Source organism: Aeromicrobium ginsengisoli (assembly GCF_004134905.2).
GTDB classification, from domain to species: Bacteria; Actinomycetota; Actinomycetes; order Propionibacteriales; family Nocardioidaceae; genus Aeromicrobium; species Aeromicrobium ginsengisoli.
Genome location: NZ_SDPQ02000002.1, coordinates 1,184,083 through 1,201,155, shown reverse-complemented (window position 1 = coordinate 1,201,155; position 17,073 = coordinate 1,184,083). Strand labels below are relative to the sequence as shown.

The window sequence follows — 17,073 nt, the reverse complement described above, 5'->3', positions numbered from 1 at the left end:
GAGCGGCCCGTCAGACTGGGTGGTTCTGGCGGGCGTTCCAGGCGCTGCTGACCATGTCGGCCAGCGAGTGGCGCATGGCCCAGTCGAGATCTCGCGCGGCGAGCTCACCCGACGCGACGATGCGGGCGGGATCGCCGGGGCGGCGATCGCTGATCTCCGGCTCGAACTCGATGCCGGTCGCGTCGGCGACCGCCGTCATGATCTCCCGCACCGAGACGCCGTCACCGCTGCCGAGGTTGTAGACCGGCTCGAGCTGGGTGCCGGCGAGCAGCTTCTGGGCGGCGACCACATGGGCATCGGCGAGGTCGGCGACGTGGATGTAGTCGCGAACGCATGTGCCGTCCGGTGTCGGGTAGTCATCGCCGAAGATCCGTGGGGTACGGCCCTCGAGCAGCGCCTCGATGACCAGTGGGAAGAGGTTGTGCGGGCTCGTGTCGTAGAGGTCGGGCACGGCCGAGCCGACGACGTTGAAGTAGCGCAGCGACGTGTGATGCATCGGGAACGCACGGGCCGCGTCACGCAGCAGCCACTCGCCGATCAGCTTGCTCTCGCCGTAGGGCGACTCCGGCGCCGTCGCGGTCGCCTCGGTCACGATGTCGACGTCAGGCGTGCCGTAGACCGCGGCGCTGGACGAGAACACGATCTTGTCGACGTCGGCCTCATGCATCGCCTGCAGCAGGCTGACGGTCCCTTGGACGTTCTGCTCGTACGTGTGCAGCGGCCGCTGGACGGACACGCCGGCGTACTTGAACCCGGCGAGGTGCACGACCGCCTCGACCTCGTGCTCGACCATCGCCTTGGCGACGAGCGTGCTGTCGAGGATGTTGGTGTCGATGAACTCGACCCCGTCCGGCACGAACTCACGATGGCCGCTCGAGAGGTCGTCGACGACGATGCAGTCGAGCCCGGCAAGCCGGAAGGCGCGGACGATGTGCGAGCCGATATAGCCGGCACCGCCGGTGACGAGAACGGTCATGACGACCAGCCTGTCAGAGCCCCGGTCACCCCTTGAAGTAGAGGGTGCCGGCGCTGTAGGTGTGGCCCGACGTGACGCTGATCGTGTGCTTGCCGGTGAACGTACGCCCGATGCCTCGCCACGAGTCTGAGTTGACCGAGATCGTCCACGTGCCCGACGGCAGACCGGCCACGTAGAAGTTGCCGCTGCTGTCGGTCAGATCGGTGCGGATGACGCGCTTGCCGTCAGAGGACGACAGCCGCACCATCATCTCCTTGTTGGTCTTGCCGCCGGCCCGCTTGACATGGCCCTTGACGACCGCGCCCTTGTGGATCGTGCTGGTGACCTCGGTGGTCGTGCCCGCATCCATCGAGGTGATGCTCACGGTGTTGTTGTAGGTGCCCGTGCCGAGCGCCTTGCAGTAGCCGCGGTACATCCAGCCCTTGTAGCCGCTGGGCGGGGTCCGCTTGACGTAGCCCATGTCGTACGACTTCTGGTACTCGGCAGCCGCGCCGGCGACGGTCTTCCAGCGCTCGGCGCCACGGTCAGCGCCGCTGAAGTAGGCGTTGTTGTCCGGGTAGACGCTGGGATACCAGGCCGAGCAGTTCGTGCGGCGGCCGACCTCGACCCAGTACTTGCCGGGCATGAGGTTCTGGATCGTGCCGTTGCCGTTGCTGTTGGTGGTGCCGCGTGCGACGACCGGCGCGGACAGCACCGGGAGGCCCGGCACCTTCTCGCGGATCGTGATCTGGCGGTCGCCGGCGACCGTGCTGCTGAAGCCGCTGAAGGCGCTGTTGACGTAGAGGTCCTGCAGCCCGCGGCGGAGGCGGACGTCGTAGTCGATCGTCGTGCTGCCATTGAAGGCGATCAGGTTGGTCGTCGAGCGCTCGTAGTTCATGACGTCGAGGCAGCTGCCGTAAGCCGTGTTGGACGATGACAGCGGGTTCCAGTTCTCGACCGAGCCGTAGGACGTGCGGACCATGTAGCGCTTGGTGCCGGTGTAGAGCGGCAGGAAGTCGACGCGGTAGGTGCCACCGCTCGCGGCGTCGGTCGTGCCGTAGACGTTGCCGCAGTAGGGGAAGTCGTACTCACGCCGGGTCTTGGAGTTGGACGAGTAGGTCCGCGGCGGTGCCGCAACCGTGATGTCCACGCGCCCGTTGGGTGGGATGCTGTTGGTCACGCTGCCGGTGATCGACCCGTAGAGGAAGTTGGCGTTGAAGTCGCCCATCTTGGTGGCGCGCACCGTGCTGCCCTCGTCGAGGTAGCGACCACCACCGCCGGTCGTGCTGCCGTCGCTGCCTCGCCAGTACCAGCTGCGCGTGGTGCCGTGATCGGCGTTGGCCACGAGGCCGCTGATGCGCACCTTGTAGGCGCCCGACGGCGCGTTGTTGGAGCCGAGTCCGACCGTGAACGTGTAGGTGCCGCCACCGTCGGGGATGTCAGCGCTGCGCACGACCTCGGTGTTGCCGCCGCGCAGGCCGCGCACCAGCTCCACCTTGACGTCGGTGGCCTCGTGCCCGACCGGGCCCTGGACCACGCCGGTGATCTGCTGGGCGGTCAGGAGCGTCTCGGTCTGGACGTTGTAGGTGCGGGTCTTGTTGCGGGGGTAGTCCTGGTTGACCACGAGGACGGCGTCCTTGTAGTAGACGTCGCCGCGCTTGATGCCGCCGTTGGACGCATAGGGGTAGGCCGCCTCGGTCGTGCGTACGGCCACCTGCATCGTGCGGGACGAGTGCGCCGGAACACTGTAGTCACGGACGCGCGTGCTGGCGTTGGTGAAGCTCAGCTTGCCCTTGCACGTCGTGGACGCGAAGCACTGCACCGTCACCTTGCCGAGCCCGCTCGTGGAGATCGCGATGTTGCGCGTCGGCACGGCCGCGTCATAGGTCAGGGCGTCCGCTGCTGGAATCGCCACGAGGAGCCCAGAAATCACCGCCGGGACGGCGAGAAGCATGGCAGTGAGGCGCAGTTTCATGGAATCCCCGGGACGTCGGCGAATGGAGAGAATCTGCGACAGGTTATCAAACTTCAGGGGTGCTGACTGCATTCGCCGCGTCGTCCAGACGGCGCAACGCGGCCAGCGCGACCTCGCGCTCGGTCGTACGCCACATGTCGGGCAACGAGGCGGCCAGGAACGAGCCGTAGCGCGCTGTGACGATGCGCGGGTCGAGGATCGCCACGACGCCCTTGTCCGTGGCCCGGCGGATCAGGCGACCGGTCCCCTGGGCCAGCAACAGTGCGGCGTGGCTGGCGGCGACGCTCATGAACCCGTTGCCTCCGCGCTTCTCGACGAGACGTTGGCGCGCGCTCATCAGCGGATCGTCGGGCCGAGGGAACGGCACGCGGTCGATGATCACCAGCTGGCACGTGTCGCCCGGCAGGTCGACGCCCTGCCAGAGGCTGAGCGTGCCGAACAAGCACGTGCTGGGTGTCTCGGCGAAGCGGCGGGCGAGCTCGGGCAGCTGGGCATCGCCCTGGCACCAGATGTCGATGTCGGGCAACCGCGTGCGTACCTCTTCGGCGGCCTTCTCGGCAGCGCGGCGCGAGGAGAACAAGCCGAGCGTACGTCCGCCCGCGGCCTCGACCAGCGCGGCGATCTCGGCGAGCTGCGCCTCCTCGAGGCCATCGCGCCCCGGCAGCGGCAGGTCGCGAGCGACGTAGAGCATGCCCTGCTTGCGGTAGTCGAACGGCGAGCCGACGTCGAGCGAGCTCCAGGAGTCGTCGCCCGGCGCGAGTCCCAGTGAGCGCGCCACCGGGTCGAATCCACCGCCGAGCTTGAGCGTCGCGCTCGTCAACACGACGGTCTTGTCGGCGAAGAGCTTGTCGCGCAGGCTCGCCGACACGTCGATCGGCGCGATGTGGAGCTGCTTGTTGCCGCGGTTGTCACTCATCCACAGCACCTCGGTCTCGCCCTTGGCGGCCATGCGCTCGGCGATCTTGCGGATGTCGTCGACCATGCCACGGGCCTGCTGCCGCGCAGCATCGGGCTCACCCTTGTCCTTGTCCTTGGGGAATGCCGAGAGGCAGGCGCGAGCGGTGTCGCGTACGAATGCCAGGACCTCCTGCAGCGGCTGCGGCGGGTCGTCGATGCGCCCCTCCGCGGTGCGGGCCAGCACGTCCGCGAGGGCATCGGAGGCGTCGGTCAGGTCGTCGGCCTCCTTGCCGTCGACCTGCGCACGCGCCCGTCGGGCGGCCCGCTCGACCACGACGGGATCGAGCTCGTCGGTCGATGCCTGGGTCACGCGGGCGGCCAGCTCGTGCGCCTCGTCGACGATCACGGCGTCGTACTCCGGGAGCATCGGCACGCCGTCGATCGCGTCGATCGCCAGCAGCGCGTGGTTGGTGACGACCACCTGGGCGGTGTGCGCGTCCTCACGGGCCCGCTCGGCGAAGCACTCGAGGGCATGGGCGCAGCGCGAGGCGCCGAGGCACTCGCGGTGGTTGACGCTGACCTGCCGCCACGCGCGCTCGGTGTGGGCGGGGGCGGCGTCGCGGTCACCCAGATGAGAGCCCTTGGCCTGTTCCTCGGCCCACTCGCGCAGCTCGAGCACCTCGGCACCGAGCGATCCCTCGGGTACGTCCACCAGCGTGCCCTGGTCGTCCGGAGCGCCTTCGCGTACGCGGTGCAGGCAGGCGTAGTTGCTGCGCCCCTTGACGACGGCGTGATGGGGGACGACGTCGAGGGTGGCGCGTGCGGCGTCCTTGAGTGCCGGGATGTCGCGCTCGACGAGCTGGTGCTGGAGGTTGAGCGTCGCGGTCGCCACGACAACGCGCTTGCCGTGCAACAGGCTGGGCACGAGGTAGCCGAGCGACTTGCCGGTGCCGGTGCCGGCCTGGACCAGCAGGTGCTCGCCGCTCTCGAGGGCATGCTGCACCGCCTCGGCCATCTCGATCTGGCCCGGCCGGTCCTCTCCCCCGACGGCCTCGACGGCGGCATGCAGGACCGCGCGTACGTCGGGCGTGGAGGGCATGTCGCAAGGCTAGTCGTGAGGTGACCCATCCCCGCGACCTGCATCCACAAGGTGCGGGAGGCCGCCGCGCTGACGAGTGCGTCGGGACGCGGGTTGGCCCGACAAGGTGACGTTCCTACTTCACCGCGTAATCGGCCAGCTCCGCGGCCAGATGGCCATGGACCCGGGCGACGACGTGCGTGCCATCCGACTCGTGGTCGAGCGACTCGATCTCGCCCTGCGTGTGGATCTGGTTGAGCAGGTCGCCTCGGGCGTAGGGCAGCAGGACGTCCACATGGGTCGCGGGCTGCGGAAGGTCGGCCTCGATCGCGCTGAGCAGTTCGTCAATGCCCTCGCCGGTGCGGGCGCTGACCACGACGGCGTGCGGCTCGCGAGCCAGCAGGTTCTTGATGACGAGCGGATCGGCGGTGTCGGCCTTGTTGATCACGATGATCTCGGGGACGTCGAGGGCGTCGACGTCTGCGAGCACGCTGCGTACGGCCGCGATCTGCCCACCGGGATCGGGGTGCGAGCCGTCGACGACGTGCAGGATCAGGTCGGACTCGGCGATCTCCTCCAGCGTCGAGCGGAACGCCTCGACGAGCTGGTGCGGCAGGTTGCGGACGAACCCGACGGTGTCGGACATCGTGTAGACGCGGCCGTCGGAGGTCTGCGTGCGACGGGTGGTCGGATCAAGCGTCGCGAACAGCGCGTCCTCGACCAGCACGCCGGCGTCGGTCAGCCGGTTGAGCAGGCTCGACTTGCCGGCGTTGGTGTAGCCGGCGATCGACACCGACGGGATCTCGTGGCGCTTGCGGTTGGCCTTCTTGGTCTCGCGGGCCTTGCCCAGCTCCTTGAGCTCGCGACGCAGCTTGGTCATCTTCATCTGGATGCGGCGGCGGTCGGTCTCGAGCTTGGTCTCACCGGGGCCACGGCCACCGATGCCCTCGCCACCGGCGGCCTGGCCACCGGCCTGACGGGACAGGTTGCCGCCCCAGCCGCGGAGGCGCTGGGTCTGGTACTGCAGCTGGGCGAGCTCGACCTGGGCCTTGCCCTCTTTGGACTTGGCGTGTTGGGCGAAGATGTCGAGGATCAGCGCGGTGCGGTCGACGACCTTGACCTTGCAGCGGTCCTCGAGGTTGCGCAGCTGGCTCGGGGCGAGCGCGCCGTCGCAGATGATCGTGTCGGCGCCGGTCGCGACGACGGCGGCGCGCAGGTCCTCGACCTTGCCGCTGCCGATGTAGGTCGCGGGGTCGGGCTTCTGCCGGCGCTGGATCAGGGCGTCCAGCACCTCGGAGCCGGCCGTCTCGGCGAGCAGCTTGAGCTCGGCGAGCGAGTTGTCGGCGTCCTCAGCGGTGCCCTCGGTCCATACGCCGACGAGGACGACGCGCTCCAGACGGAGCTGGCGGTATTCGACCTCGGTGATGTCCTCGAGCTCGGTGCGCAGGTTGGCGACGCGCCGCAGTGAGTTGCGCTCCTCGAGCTCCAGGCCCTCGGTGCTGCCCATGTGTTCGGTCATGCAATCCAATCCATGGTGCCCTGCGCGACGATCTCGGCAGGGCCGGTGAGCACGATGTGGTTGTCGGCGTTCCAGGTGACGTGCAGCGTGCCGCCGGGCACGTCGATCCGGTAGGTGGTCGGCCGGTCGGCGCCGTCGGCCACGGCTGTCGCCACGGCGACGGCGCAGGCTCCGGTGCCACAGGAACGCGTCTCCCCCGAGCCTCGCTCGTGCACACGCATCGCGACGTGGCGCTCGCCCTGGCGGACCACGAACTCGACGTTGACGCCTTCGGGATAGACCGACGCGTCGTAGTCAGGTTGGGTCAGCAGGCTGCCGGCGTCGTCCAGCTGGTCGACGAAGGCAACGGCATGGGGGTTGCCTGTACGAACATCCTGCGCCTCCCAGGTGTTCCCGGCCGCGCTGACCTTGGAGACGCCGAGCACCTCGGGCGTGCCCATGTCGACGCTGAACGACATGGTCCCTGAGCCTGTCGAAGGGTCACAGGTGATCGTCTTGTCGCCGCCGCGCGTGCCGACGACGATCGGCTCCGCGGGGTCGACGAGGCCTTGCTGCACAAGGTGCAGCGCGAACACCCGGATGCCGTTGCCGCACATCTCGCTGACCGAGCCGTCGGCGTTGCGGTAGTCCATGAACCACTCGCCGGCCGACGCCTCGCCGAGCGCCTCGGTGCGGATGACACGCATGACACCGTCGGCGCCGATGCCGCGCCGGCGGTCGCAGAGGGCGGCCACGAAGGCACCCTCGAGCTCGCCGTGGATCGTGCCGTCATGGTCCGGGAGCAGCACGAAGTCGTTCTCCGTGCCGTGCCCCTTGAGCCATGGAAAAGCCATAGGTTCCAGTCTAGCCGTCCGGAGCGACATCCCACGGGCGTTGACCCTGCGCCGATGAGGTGCGACGGTGCGACTCATGGATGTCGTTCTCGCGACTCTCGATGCCGGTGGCAACGTGCCGCCCATGCTCGGCATCGGTGCCGAGCTCGTTCGTCGAGGTCACGACGTCCGCGTCCTGGGCCATCCTCAGCAGCGGGACACGTTCGAGGCCGCGGGACTCGAGTTCCATGCGTACGAGCACGCGACGCCGTGGGACCCGATCGCGCCGAAGTCGACGCTCGCAGGCTTGCGGGGGTTCATCCACCAGTTCACCGAGCGGGGCAAGGGCGAGGATCTCGTCACGCTCGCCCGAGACGCCTCCGTGGTGGTCGTCGACTGCATGCTGCTGGGCGCGCTCGACGCAGCGACATCCGCAGGGCTGCCGCACGTGGCGATGGTCCATACGTTCCATGCCTACTTCGACGGACCGTGGCGTCACGGGCCTGTCGGCATCGCGGCCCGGCTCAAGGGTCTGAGCCCGCGCCGGGTGTGGAGCGAGTCGGACGCAGTGGTCGTGTGCAGCGATCCGAGCCTCGACCCCGCGGGCGGAGGCTCCTGGCCCGAGACGTTCCTCTGGACCGGGCCGGTCCAGCCACGCACGCAGCCCGCCTCGGACAGGTCCCACCCACGGGTCCTCCTGAGCCTCAGCACGACGTCGTTCCCAGGCCAGCGCGAGGCGATGCAGCGCATCCTGGACGGCCTCGCCGACTCGCCGATCGAGCTGATCGTGACGACGGGTCCGGCGATCGACCCGGCCGGGCTGACGGTGCCGTCGAACGCCACCGTGCACGACTTCTTGCCGCACGACGAGGTCATGCCCGGGTGCTCAGCCGTGATCGGTCATGGCGGGCACTCGACGACGATGCGCGCACTCGCGCACGACCTCCCGCTCGTCATCGTCCCGATGCACCCGATGCTCGACCAGCCGATGGTCGGCAAGGCTGTCGAGTCAGCCGGCGCTGGAGTGTCGATCAAGAAGTCGTCGACCGCGGCGGCGTTCCGCACAGCCGTCGAGACCGTGCTGGACGACTCGCACCGCGAGGCCGCCGCGACGATCGGAGCACGCATCAGAGCAGTCGACGGGGCTGTCGTCGCGGTGGACCGCATTCTCGGGGTCGCCCGCAAGCCTTGACCGTCAGCCGACCAACTTCAGCGCTTGGTCGACGAGGTCGTCGGCGTCGTACGGGAGCCAGTGGATCCGCGGGTCCTTGCGGAACAGCCGATCCTGGCGCCGCGCGAACTTCCGCGTGCCGGTGACGGTCGCCTCGCGCGCCTCGTCCTCGCTCATCTCCCCACGCAGGTACGCGAGGATCTGCTGATAGCCGAGAGCCCGGCTCGCCGTGAAGCCGTCCTCGAGCCCGGCGTCCCGCAGCGCGCGGACCTCGTCGACGAACCCGGCAGCCCACATCGCATCGACCCGCGCTGCCAGACGTACGTCGAGGATCGGCCGCGGCACGTCGAGGCCCAGCATCGTCAGGCCGCCGAACACCGAGTCGTACGCCGGCATCGTCGCGACGAACGGCTCTCCCGTGAGCTCGATGACCTCCAGCGCGCGCACGAGCCGCCGTTCGTTGGTCGGCAGGATCTGCGCCGCGGCTGCAGGATCTCGCTCGGCGAGCTCGGCGTGCAGGTCTTCGGCGCCGCGGGTGGCGAGCGCGGCCTTCCACCGGTCCCTCACGTCGGGATCCGTGCCGGGGAAGTCGAGCCGGTCGAGGACCGCCCGTACGTACAGCGCCGATCCGCCGACGACGATCGGCGTGACGCCGCGCCGATGACAGTCCGCGATCGCCGCGCGCGCCCAGGTCTGGAACTCAGCGACCGCGGCGGACTCCGTCACGTCCAGCACGTCGAAGAGGTGGTGCGGTACGCCCGCCCGCTCGGCCGCTGAGGGCTTGGCAGTGCCGATGTCCATGCCGCGATAGAGCTGCATCGAGTCGGCGTTGACGATCTCGGCCGCACCCAAACGCTCCGCCAGCGCGACGGCCAACGACGACTTGCCGGCCGCGGTCGGTCCGACGACGGTCACGACGCGTTCGGGCACAGACATGGGCAAAGTCTCGCAGTAGTGTGAGGAACCACGCGGGGGCGGCCGTCCCCCATTTCTCATGAATCAAGGAGGGAAGCCATGGGTTTCCTCGACAAGTTCAAGAAGCAGGCCCCCCAGCTCAAGGAAAAGGCAGCTGACCTGGCCAGGAGCCAGAACGACAAGATCGACGCCGGCATCGACAAGGCAGCCGACGCGGTCAACAAGGCCACCAAGGGCAAGTACGAGGACAAGATCGACGCCGCTGCCGACAAGGCTCAGGACAGCGTCGACAAGCTCGCCGAGGACGGCAAGTAGCAGCTAGCTGAGCACCCAGTCGGCGACCCAGTAGCCGACACCGAAGGGCGCCACGTCGACGCGCAGGTTCGCGGCGACGTCGGCGCCCTTCGTCAGCTCTCCGAGGGTTCGCAGGGCCGGCACGCCCGCTGCCCACAGGTCCACGCCCAGCTCGAGGTCGAGCGCGGCCAGCGCCTCACTGTCCCCGCTGGCCAGCGCAGCCGCGATCGACGCGTCGAACGCCTCCGCCCGGTCGTCGAAGAAACCTGGTGCCGTGGTCGATCGCTTGGCGCTCCCGTCGGCCATCACCAGCAGCGCAGCGTCGTCGACATCGGGCACACCGGTCGAGTATGTTCGCGGTCCCGACCAGCCCGCACGGTCCAGCAGCCACGCCCCGACAGCGAGACTCAGCGGCAGCTGCGAGCCCGGACCACCGACGTGAAGATCCACGCCGTACGCCGCGAAGGTGCCGCCTGCAGTCTCGTCGAGATCGCCTGCCAGCTCGCCGGCCCCGAGCACGACGACCCGCTCAGGTCGCCGCGCGAGAAGCGTGGCAACAGCCGCATCACAGGCCGCGCGCAACGCCGCCAGATCGTCCACGGCACCGGAAGCAACCTCCGGGATGATCATCGGCGGGTGCGGGCACACGGCGGCTGCGAGGATCACGGGTCAGAGGCTACCCGGCCATGACACGATGGAGCCGTGTTCGACTCCCGGGGACTGCCTGACTACCCGCCCCCGCACAACGCCTGGCAGTTCCCGCCGCCGAAGGTGTCGTCGAGATGGAAGTGGCTCGCGATCGGGGCGTCCGTCTTCGGCCTCGTCGCCGGCACGACCTTGCTGGTCGTGACCATCGCGGTCGGCTCGTCGGGCATGGACGGCGTGATCGACGATCCCGACCTGATCTCCGTCATCGAGAGCCAGTGCGACGAGATGACGACGACGGTCGAGTCGCTGCCGATCCAGGGCTCCGCTCGCCGGCAGGGCGAGTCGATACTCCAGCAGAACGCCGCCATCCGGGAGATGATCTCGGGCATCACCGCCGCCGCCGGGCCTGAGCTGCTGGCCGACGACCCGCCGAGTACCGCCTGGCTCGCCGACTGGAGCTCGCTGTCCGAAGCCCGCGACACGTACGCCTTCGCCCTCATGGACGGCGAGCCCGCGACGCTGGAGCTGCCGACGGACGATCAAGGCAGGGACATCTACGTACGCATGGACGACGCCTTCCTCGATGACTCGACCTGCCGGGTGCCCGAGGTGCTCGTGAACCCCGAGCCTGACGACGCCTCTGGCGTCTGAGGGGTTCAGGCGCGAGCAGCGGCCTTCTTGGCCTGCTTGAATGCCCGCACCTTGGCCAGCGAGTCGGCGTCGACCACGTCGGCGACCGAGCGATAGCCCTTCTTGCCGTAGTCGCCCACGACCGTGGTCCAACCCGCAGGCTTGACGCCGAGCTGCTTGGCCACCAGGGCCGTGAAGATCTTGGCCTTCTGCTCCCCGAACCCGGGCAGCGCCAGCAGCCGCTTCATCAGGGCCTCACCTGTACGGGCCTCGGTCCAGATGCGTGACGCGTCGCCGTCGTACTCGTCGGCGACGACCCTGGCCAACGCCTGCAGGCGGCCGGCCATCGACCGGCCGTAGCGGTGGATCGCCGGCGGTGTGGCGCACAGGTCGGCGAACGCCTCGGGATCGGCGTCGGCAATAGCGGAGGGATCGAGCGTGCCGAAGCGGTCGAGCACCTTGGCCGGGCCGGCGAACGCGCGTTCCATCGGGAACTGCTGGTCGAGCAGCATGCCGGCGAGCAGGGCGAACGAGTCGTTGGTCAGGACCTCGTCAGCGTGCGGGTCCTGGGCGATGCGGATGGCCATGGGCTCATCCTGCCACCGGGCGCTGGTGGTTTCGAGGCTCGGCTTCGCTCCGCGCCTCAACCACCGGAGGCGAGGGGCTGAGTGACCGACAGCATGACGAGGGGGATCGTCACGCGCAGCAGGTCGAGGTCGAGTGGGCGCCGCTCGATGAGCGCCTCTCGGAGTGCCGTGTCGTACGTGCCCATGATGATCGCCGAGGCGTGGCTCGCCTGCACCGTCAGCCGCAGCCCGATGTCGCGCAGCACCGCGACCATGATCACCTCGAACTGGGCCCTGACCTCGCGCCATGCGTCGTTGAACTCGCGTCCGACGGCGTCGTCACGTACGCCGCGCAGCTCGAACTCGGCGTGCACGAGATACCACTCGCGGTCGGGTGGCTGCAGCTTGAAGAAGCGGTCCATGATGACGCCGATCGCCTCGACCGGGTCCATGCCGGCGTACGACTGCGGGTCGGCGGCCTCGCGCAGGATCGCCATCATCAGCTCGCGCTCGCGCCGGAACAGCGCGAGGACGAGGTCGTCCTTGCTGGTGAAGTTGGAGTAGAACGCACCACGCGTGAAGCCGGCCTCGTCGCAGATGCGCTCGACCGACGCGCCCTGGATGCCCTCGGCTGCCAGCACCGAGCGGGCAGCGTCGAGCAGCCGCTCGCGGGTCGCAGCGCGGGATCGAGGTGTGGCGGGTGCCGTGTTGCGGGTCACGCAGCACACCTTACTCGATACATTGCTGTATTGGATACAAAAGCGTATCGTCGGAGTCGTGTCCACCTCCCTGTACGCCCTGGGCCGCTGGGCCTTCCGCCACCACCGTCGGGTGCTCGCCGGTTGGGTCGCGATCCTCGTCCTGGCCGGCACTGCAGCGCTCGGTCTCGGCTCGGGCACGCAGAACTCGTTCGACATCCCCGGCACCGAGTCGCAGGACGCGATCGACTCCCTCGGGCGTACGTTCCCCGAGCTCAGTGGCGCCGGAGCGTACGTCGTGGTGGTGGCGCCGAAGGGCCGTACGGTCGACGACGAGCGCACCAAGCAGCTGATCGGTGACGCCATCGCCGGGATGAAGAAGGTCGAAGGGGTCAGCGAGGTCGTCTCGCCCTACTCCGACCAGACGTCGATCGGCATCTCCAAGGACCGCACCGCTGCACAGGTCCAAGTGCAGTTCGACCGCGAGCTGACGGCGGTCACGGACGACGAGCGCCAGGACCTCGTCGACACCGGCAAAGCGCTGCGCGACGCCGGCTACACCGCATCGTTCGGCGGCGACGTGTTCGCCAACACCGGGCCACAGCTGTCGATCATCGAGGTCATCGGCGTCGTCATCGCGTTCATCGTGCTCTACCTGATGTTCCGCTCGCTGCGGGCCGCAGTGATCCCGATCGTCACGGCGCTCCTCGGCGTCCTCGTGACGAGCGCGCTGACGATCGCCGCGACCGGCTTCATGACGATCTCGGCGACCGCGCCCCTGCTGGCGCTGATGATCGGGCTCGCGGTCGGCATCGACTACGCGCTGTTCATCGTCTCGAGGCATCGCGAGCAGCTGGCCGAAGGACTCGATCCCGAGGAGGCGGCCGCACGCTCCGTCGCCACCGCCGGCTCGGCCGTCGTGTTCGCGGGCCTGACGGTCATCATCGCCCTGCTGGGTCTCGCGATCGCCCGCATCCCGTTCCTGACCGTCATGGGCGTGATCGCCGCACTGTCGGTCGTCGTGGCCGTCGCCGTCGCCCTCACGGTCCTCCCGGCACTGCTCGGCCGCGCCGGCGAGAAGCTCACGCCCAGCACCGAGCACCCACCCGGAGGGTTCTCCCGCCGCTGGGTCGCGATCACGACGCGGTTCCCGCTGATCGCGATCTCCATCGTCGTGGTCGGCCTCGGCGTCATGGCGATCCCGTCGCACGCGCTCCAGCTCGCCCTGCCGGACAACGGCACCGCCCCGACGGGCAGCACGCAACGTCAGGCGTACGACCTGGTCGACCGGCACTTCGGGCCCGGCTACAACGGACCCCTGCTCGTCAGCGTCGAAATCATCTCGACCACAGACCCGCTCGGCGTGGTCGACGACATCGAGGCCGACCTGCGCCGCATGCCCGGCGTCGAGGCGATCGGGCTGGCGACCCCGAACCGTACGGCCGACACCGGCATCATCCAGGTCATCCCGACGACCGGCGCCACCGATCAGCGCACCACCGACCTGGTCCGTGAGATCCGCGACCGCGAGCCGGAATGGAAGAAGGAGCACGGAGTCGACGTCTCCGTGACGGGCCTGACCGCCGGCGGGATCGACGTGTCCGAACGCCTGCAGGCCGCGCTCCTGCCGTTCGGGCTGGTCGTGGTCGGCCTCTCCGTGCTGCTCCTGCTGATCGTGTTCCGCTCGCTTGTCGTGCCGCTCAAGGCGACTCTGGGCTTCATCCTGTCGACCGGGGCGTCGTTCGGCGCCGTGGTGGCGGTGTTCCAGTGGGGCTGGCTGGCGTCCGCCGTGCACCTCGAGCAGACCGGTCCCCTCATCAGCTTCCTGCCGATCATCCTGATGGCCGTGCTGTTCGGGCTGTCGATGGACTACGAGGTGTTCCTCATGTCGCGGATGAAGGAGGAGTACGTCCGCACGGACGACCCACACCGCGCGATCGCCGACGGCTTCGTCGGCAGCTCCCGCGTCGTCACGGCGGCGGCGGTCATCATGCTCGCGGTGTTCGCCGCGTTCGTGCCCGAGGGCGATCCCAGCATCAGGCCGGTGGCCTTCGCGCTGGCCATCGGCGTGTTCGTCGACGCGTTCCTGATCCGCATGCTGTTCGCACCCGCCGTGCTCGAGCTGTTCGGGCGCCGGTCGTGGACGCTCCCGGCCTGGCTCGACGCCCGGCTGCCACACGTCGACGTCGAGGGCGAAGGACTGCATCGCCGCGTGCAGCTCCAGGCGTGGCCGCGCCCCGACTCGAGCGCTGCCATCACCGCAGCCGGCGTCACCGCATCGGGTCCCGAGGGCACGATCTTCAACGACGTATGGGTCGAGGTCGACACCGGCGACTGGCTCGTCGTCCACGGCCCGAGCGGCTCGGGCAAGACCGCGCTGCTCCTGACGCTCGCCGGCCGGATGGCGTTCGACTCGGGGCGTCTGCGCGTCGCCGGCCACCTGTTGCCCCAAGAGTCCGCAGCCGTACGCCATGCCGTCGCCCTGGCCGAGCTGCCCGGTGTCAACGACCTCGAGGACAACCTGACGATCGACCAGCACATCGCCGAGCGACTCTCGATCCGGTCGTTCGGCCTCTGGGTCTCCCGTAACCGCATCATCCCCGTCCTCGCCGAGCTCAATCACGCCCTCCAGCGCGCCCACGAGGAGGCCGGGCTGACGTACGACCCACTGCCCGGCACGACGATCGTGTCGATCCTGACCCGCCTGGAGCGCAAGCTGCTCGGCGTGGTGCTCGCGCTGACCGAGGACCCGCAGATCGTCGTGGTGGACGACGTCGACGACCTGCGCGCCGCCGAGGACATCGAGCTGCTCTGGGCGGCGCTGGCGTGGCTGCTCGAGGACCGCCGCGTCACGCTCGTCGCGAGCGTCCAGTCAGCGTCGTCCGCCCCCGAACCGACCAACCGGCTCCACCACCTGGAGCTGGACACCACCCGCACCCTCCGCGAGTTGATGCTCTGATGATTCCCTCCCCGACACTCCCCTGGTTCGAGCTCGCGCGGTTCCGCCGCAGCCGGCTGACCCGCGCCGCCGTCATCGCGGTGATGATGGTGCCGCTGTTCTACGGCGCGCTCTACGTCTGGGCCAACATCAACCCGACCGGCCATCTCGACCACGTACGTGCGGCAGTCGTCAACGAGGACAAGGTCGTCGAGATCACCGGGCGGGATGGCAAGAAGCAGCCCGTGGCGGTCGGCCGGCAGCTCGCCGGCAACCTCGTCAGCAACGACGACAAGGACAACTACGACTGGGTGCTCACCGACGCCAAGGACGCCCGGCGAGGCCTCGCCGACGGGCACTACAAGGCCGTCCTGACGATCCCCACGACCTTGTCGAAGGCAGCGACGTCGACCAGCGGCGACCCGGCCGACGCCGTGCAGGGCAAGCTCGACCTGCGGACCAACGACGCGGTCAACTACATCAACGGCACGATCGCCCAGACGATCCTGCGGGCCGCCAAGGGCGCGCTCAACGCGCAGGTCACCGAGACCTATCTCGACAACGTCTACCTCAGCTTCTCGGACATCAAGATGGCGCTGTCCGACGCCGCTGACGGTGCCGGCACGCTGTCCGACGGAGCCGGCAAGCTCGCCGATGGGGCGAGCGACCTGGCCGACGGCAACCGGCAGCTCGCCGACGGCGCGAGTCAGCTCGATTCGGGCGCCAGGCAGCTCTCGGGTGGACTGTCCCAGCTCGACGCACGTACGTCCGGGCTGCCCGGTCAGACGCGACAGCTCGCCGACGGTGCCCAGCAGGTCTCCGGCGGCGTGGCACAGATCAACACCCTCGTCCAGGGCCTGACCTCAGAGATCAAGGGCTCGACGGACCAGCTCGTCAGCACTCTGCGCAACGCAGCGGCACAGTGCCGCGCAGCAGCGGAGCCCGATCCGCCGTTGTGCGCCCAGCTGGACGCCGCCGCCGATCGAGCGGGCGACCTCGCCTCCCAGGCGGACGGCTATGCCGGTCAGACCCAGAAGCTCGCCGACGGTGCAGCTCAGGTGGCCGCCGGCAACGCCAAGCTCGCCAACGCCGTGCCCCAGCTCGTCGACGCGATCGGCCGGGCCTCCGACGGTGCCAAGCAGCTGACGACCGGCACGTCACAGCTCAGTGACGGGGCGACAGACGCGGCCAAGGGTGCCGACCAGCTCTCAGGTGGCGCGGATCAGCTCTCGGCCGGAGCGCTCAAGCTCGTCGAGGGGCTCGACGATGGCAGCAAGCAGGTGCCCGACTACGACACGTCAGAGCGCGAGAAGCTCGCCCGCACCGCGGCCACCCCGATCACGGACGCGCCCGAGCGGGTCAACCCCGTCAAGAACTACGGTGAGGCCCTCGCGCCGTACTTCATGGCCCTCGCGCTCTGGGTCGGCGCGATGGCGATCTACCTCCTGCTCCGGCCGTTGTCGGCCCGCGCCATCGCGTCGACGACCGGCAGCATCCGCACGACGCTCGCCGGCTACGTGCCGGGCGTCGTGCTGTCGTTCGTGCAGGTCGTGCTGCTCCTCGCGGTGCTGTTGGGCGTGCTCAAGATCGATGCGGCGAGTCCCTCACTGCTGCTCGGCGTCGCGCTGGCCACCGGAGCAGTGTTCACCGCGATCAACCAGATGTTCGTCGCGCTCTTCGGCGGTGCCGGGCGGTTCGCGGCGCTGGTCTTCGTCTGCCTGCAGCTCACCGCGGCGGGCGGGACCTATCCGATCGAGACCGCTCCCCCGTTCTTCAACGTGCTGCACGGCCTGCTGCCCATGACGTACGCGGTGCACGGCTTCCGCGCCGCCACCGCGGGCGGCGGGGCCGGTGTGGCGACGGACTTCGTCGTGCTGGCGCTGTTCACGGTGCTGGCGCTGTCGGTCACCGTGCTCGCCGCCCGTCGCCGGCAGACCGTCACGATGACAAGGCTGCACCCGACACTGCAGGTGTGAG

At 69.2% G+C, this 17,073-nt stretch carries 14 protein-coding genes; 5 read left to right on the top strand and 9 right to left on the bottom strand.

The genetic code is table 11. The features are described from left to right. Nucleotides 1-10 precede the first annotated feature (10 nt). The 5 genes from galE to dapF form a co-directional block, all read right to left on the bottom strand. Nucleotides 11-976, bottom strand: a complete 966-nt coding sequence (gene galE, locus ESP70_RS12675; RefSeq protein WP_149689602.1) for a UDP-glucose 4-epimerase GalE — start codon at nt 974-976, stop codon at nt 11-13. A 25-nt stretch (nt 977-1,001) separates the two neighbouring features. Beyond that, entirely contained in the window at nt 1,002-2,909 is a 1,908-nt protein-coding gene (locus ESP70_RS12670) for a hypothetical protein (protein WP_149689601.1), read from the bottom strand. Between the two features lie 67 nt (nt 2,910-2,976). Next, nucleotides 2,977-4,926 carry an ATP-dependent DNA helicase gene (locus ESP70_RS12665; protein WP_149689600.1) on the bottom strand — a complete coding sequence of 650 codons (1,950 nt, stop codon included), beginning with the start codon at nt 4,924-4,926 and terminating at the stop codon, nt 2,977-2,979. Nucleotides 4,927-5,041: 115 nt separating this feature from the next. After that, complete coding sequence (gene hflX / locus ESP70_RS12660; protein ID WP_149689599.1) at nt 5,042-6,424, bottom strand: GTPase HflX; 1,383 nt, start codon at nt 6,422-6,424, stop codon at nt 5,042-5,044. Then, the gene (gene dapF / locus ESP70_RS12655) at nt 6,421-7,257 is read right to left on the bottom strand and encodes a diaminopimelate epimerase (RefSeq protein WP_149689598.1); all 837 of its coding nucleotides are present in this window, start codon (nt 7,255-7,257) and stop codon (nt 6,421-6,423) included. The genes hflX and dapF overlap by 4 nt, the downstream gene beginning before the upstream one ends. A 76-nt stretch (nt 7,258-7,333) precedes the next feature. Here dapF and ESP70_RS12650 point away from each other — a divergent pair, with 76 nt between their 5' ends. Beyond that, nucleotides 7,334-8,428: a glycosyltransferase gene (locus ESP70_RS12650; RefSeq protein ID WP_149689597.1), complete on the top strand. Its 1,095-nt coding sequence runs from the start codon at nt 7,334-7,336 to the stop codon at nt 8,426-8,428. A gap of 3 nt (nt 8,429-8,431) precedes the next feature. On the opposite strand, the gene miaA is transcribed toward ESP70_RS12650, so the two are convergent. Next, nucleotides 8,432-9,343: a tRNA (adenosine(37)-N6)-dimethylallyltransferase MiaA gene (gene miaA, locus ESP70_RS12645; RefSeq protein WP_149689596.1), complete on the bottom strand. Its 912-nt coding sequence runs from the start codon at nt 9,341-9,343 to the stop codon at nt 8,432-8,434. A gap of 78 nt (nt 9,344-9,421) precedes the next feature. Between miaA and ESP70_RS12640 the strand changes: the two genes are divergently transcribed. Then, nucleotides 9,422-9,637 carry an antitoxin gene (locus ESP70_RS12640; protein WP_149689595.1) on the top strand — a complete coding sequence of 72 codons (216 nt, stop codon included), beginning with the start codon at nt 9,422-9,424 and terminating at the stop codon, nt 9,635-9,637. A 3-nt stretch (nt 9,638-9,640) separates the two neighbouring features. On the opposite strand, the gene ESP70_RS12635 is transcribed toward ESP70_RS12640, so the two are convergent. After that, on the bottom strand, nt 9,641-10,282 hold the full coding sequence (locus ESP70_RS12635; RefSeq protein ID WP_149689594.1) for a class III extradiol ring-cleavage dioxygenase family protein: 642 nt from the start codon (nt 10,280-10,282) through the stop codon (nt 9,641-9,643). A gap of 36 nt (nt 10,283-10,318) precedes the next feature. On the opposite strand from ESP70_RS12635, the gene ESP70_RS12630 reads away from it, so the two are divergent. After that, a complete protein-coding gene (locus ESP70_RS12630) occupies nt 10,319-10,915 on the top strand; it encodes a hypothetical protein (protein ID WP_149689593.1) in 597 nt (198 codons plus the stop codon). Between the two features lie 5 nt (nt 10,916-10,920). Here the strand turns inward: ESP70_RS12630 and ESP70_RS12625 are convergent, their stop codons facing one another. Both ESP70_RS12625 and ESP70_RS12620 read right to left on the bottom strand, forming a co-directional pair. Further along, a complete protein-coding gene (locus tag ESP70_RS12625) occupies nt 10,921-11,481 on the bottom strand; it encodes an HhH-GPD-type base excision DNA repair protein (protein WP_149689592.1) in 561 nt (186 codons plus the stop codon). Nucleotides 11,482-11,537: 56 nt separating this feature from the next. Next, nucleotides 11,538-12,179, bottom strand: coding sequence for a TetR/AcrR family transcriptional regulator (locus tag ESP70_RS12620; protein ID WP_188110607.1), 642 nt, complete (start codon nt 12,177-12,179; stop codon nt 11,538-11,540). Nucleotides 12,180-12,237: 58 nt separating this feature from the next. On the opposite strand from ESP70_RS12620, the gene ESP70_RS12615 reads away from it, so the two are divergent. After that, nucleotides 12,238-15,117 (top strand): MMPL family transporter, encoded by a 2,880-nt coding sequence (locus ESP70_RS12615; RefSeq protein WP_149689590.1) that lies wholly within the window; start codon nt 12,238-12,240, stop codon nt 15,115-15,117. Further along, complete coding sequence (locus tag ESP70_RS12610; RefSeq protein ID WP_149689589.1) at nt 15,117-17,072, top strand: YhgE/Pip family protein; 1,956 nt, start codon at nt 15,117-15,119, stop codon at nt 17,070-17,072. The genes ESP70_RS12615 and ESP70_RS12610 overlap by 1 nt, the downstream gene beginning before the upstream one ends. Nucleotide 17,073: the final 1 nt, after the last annotated feature.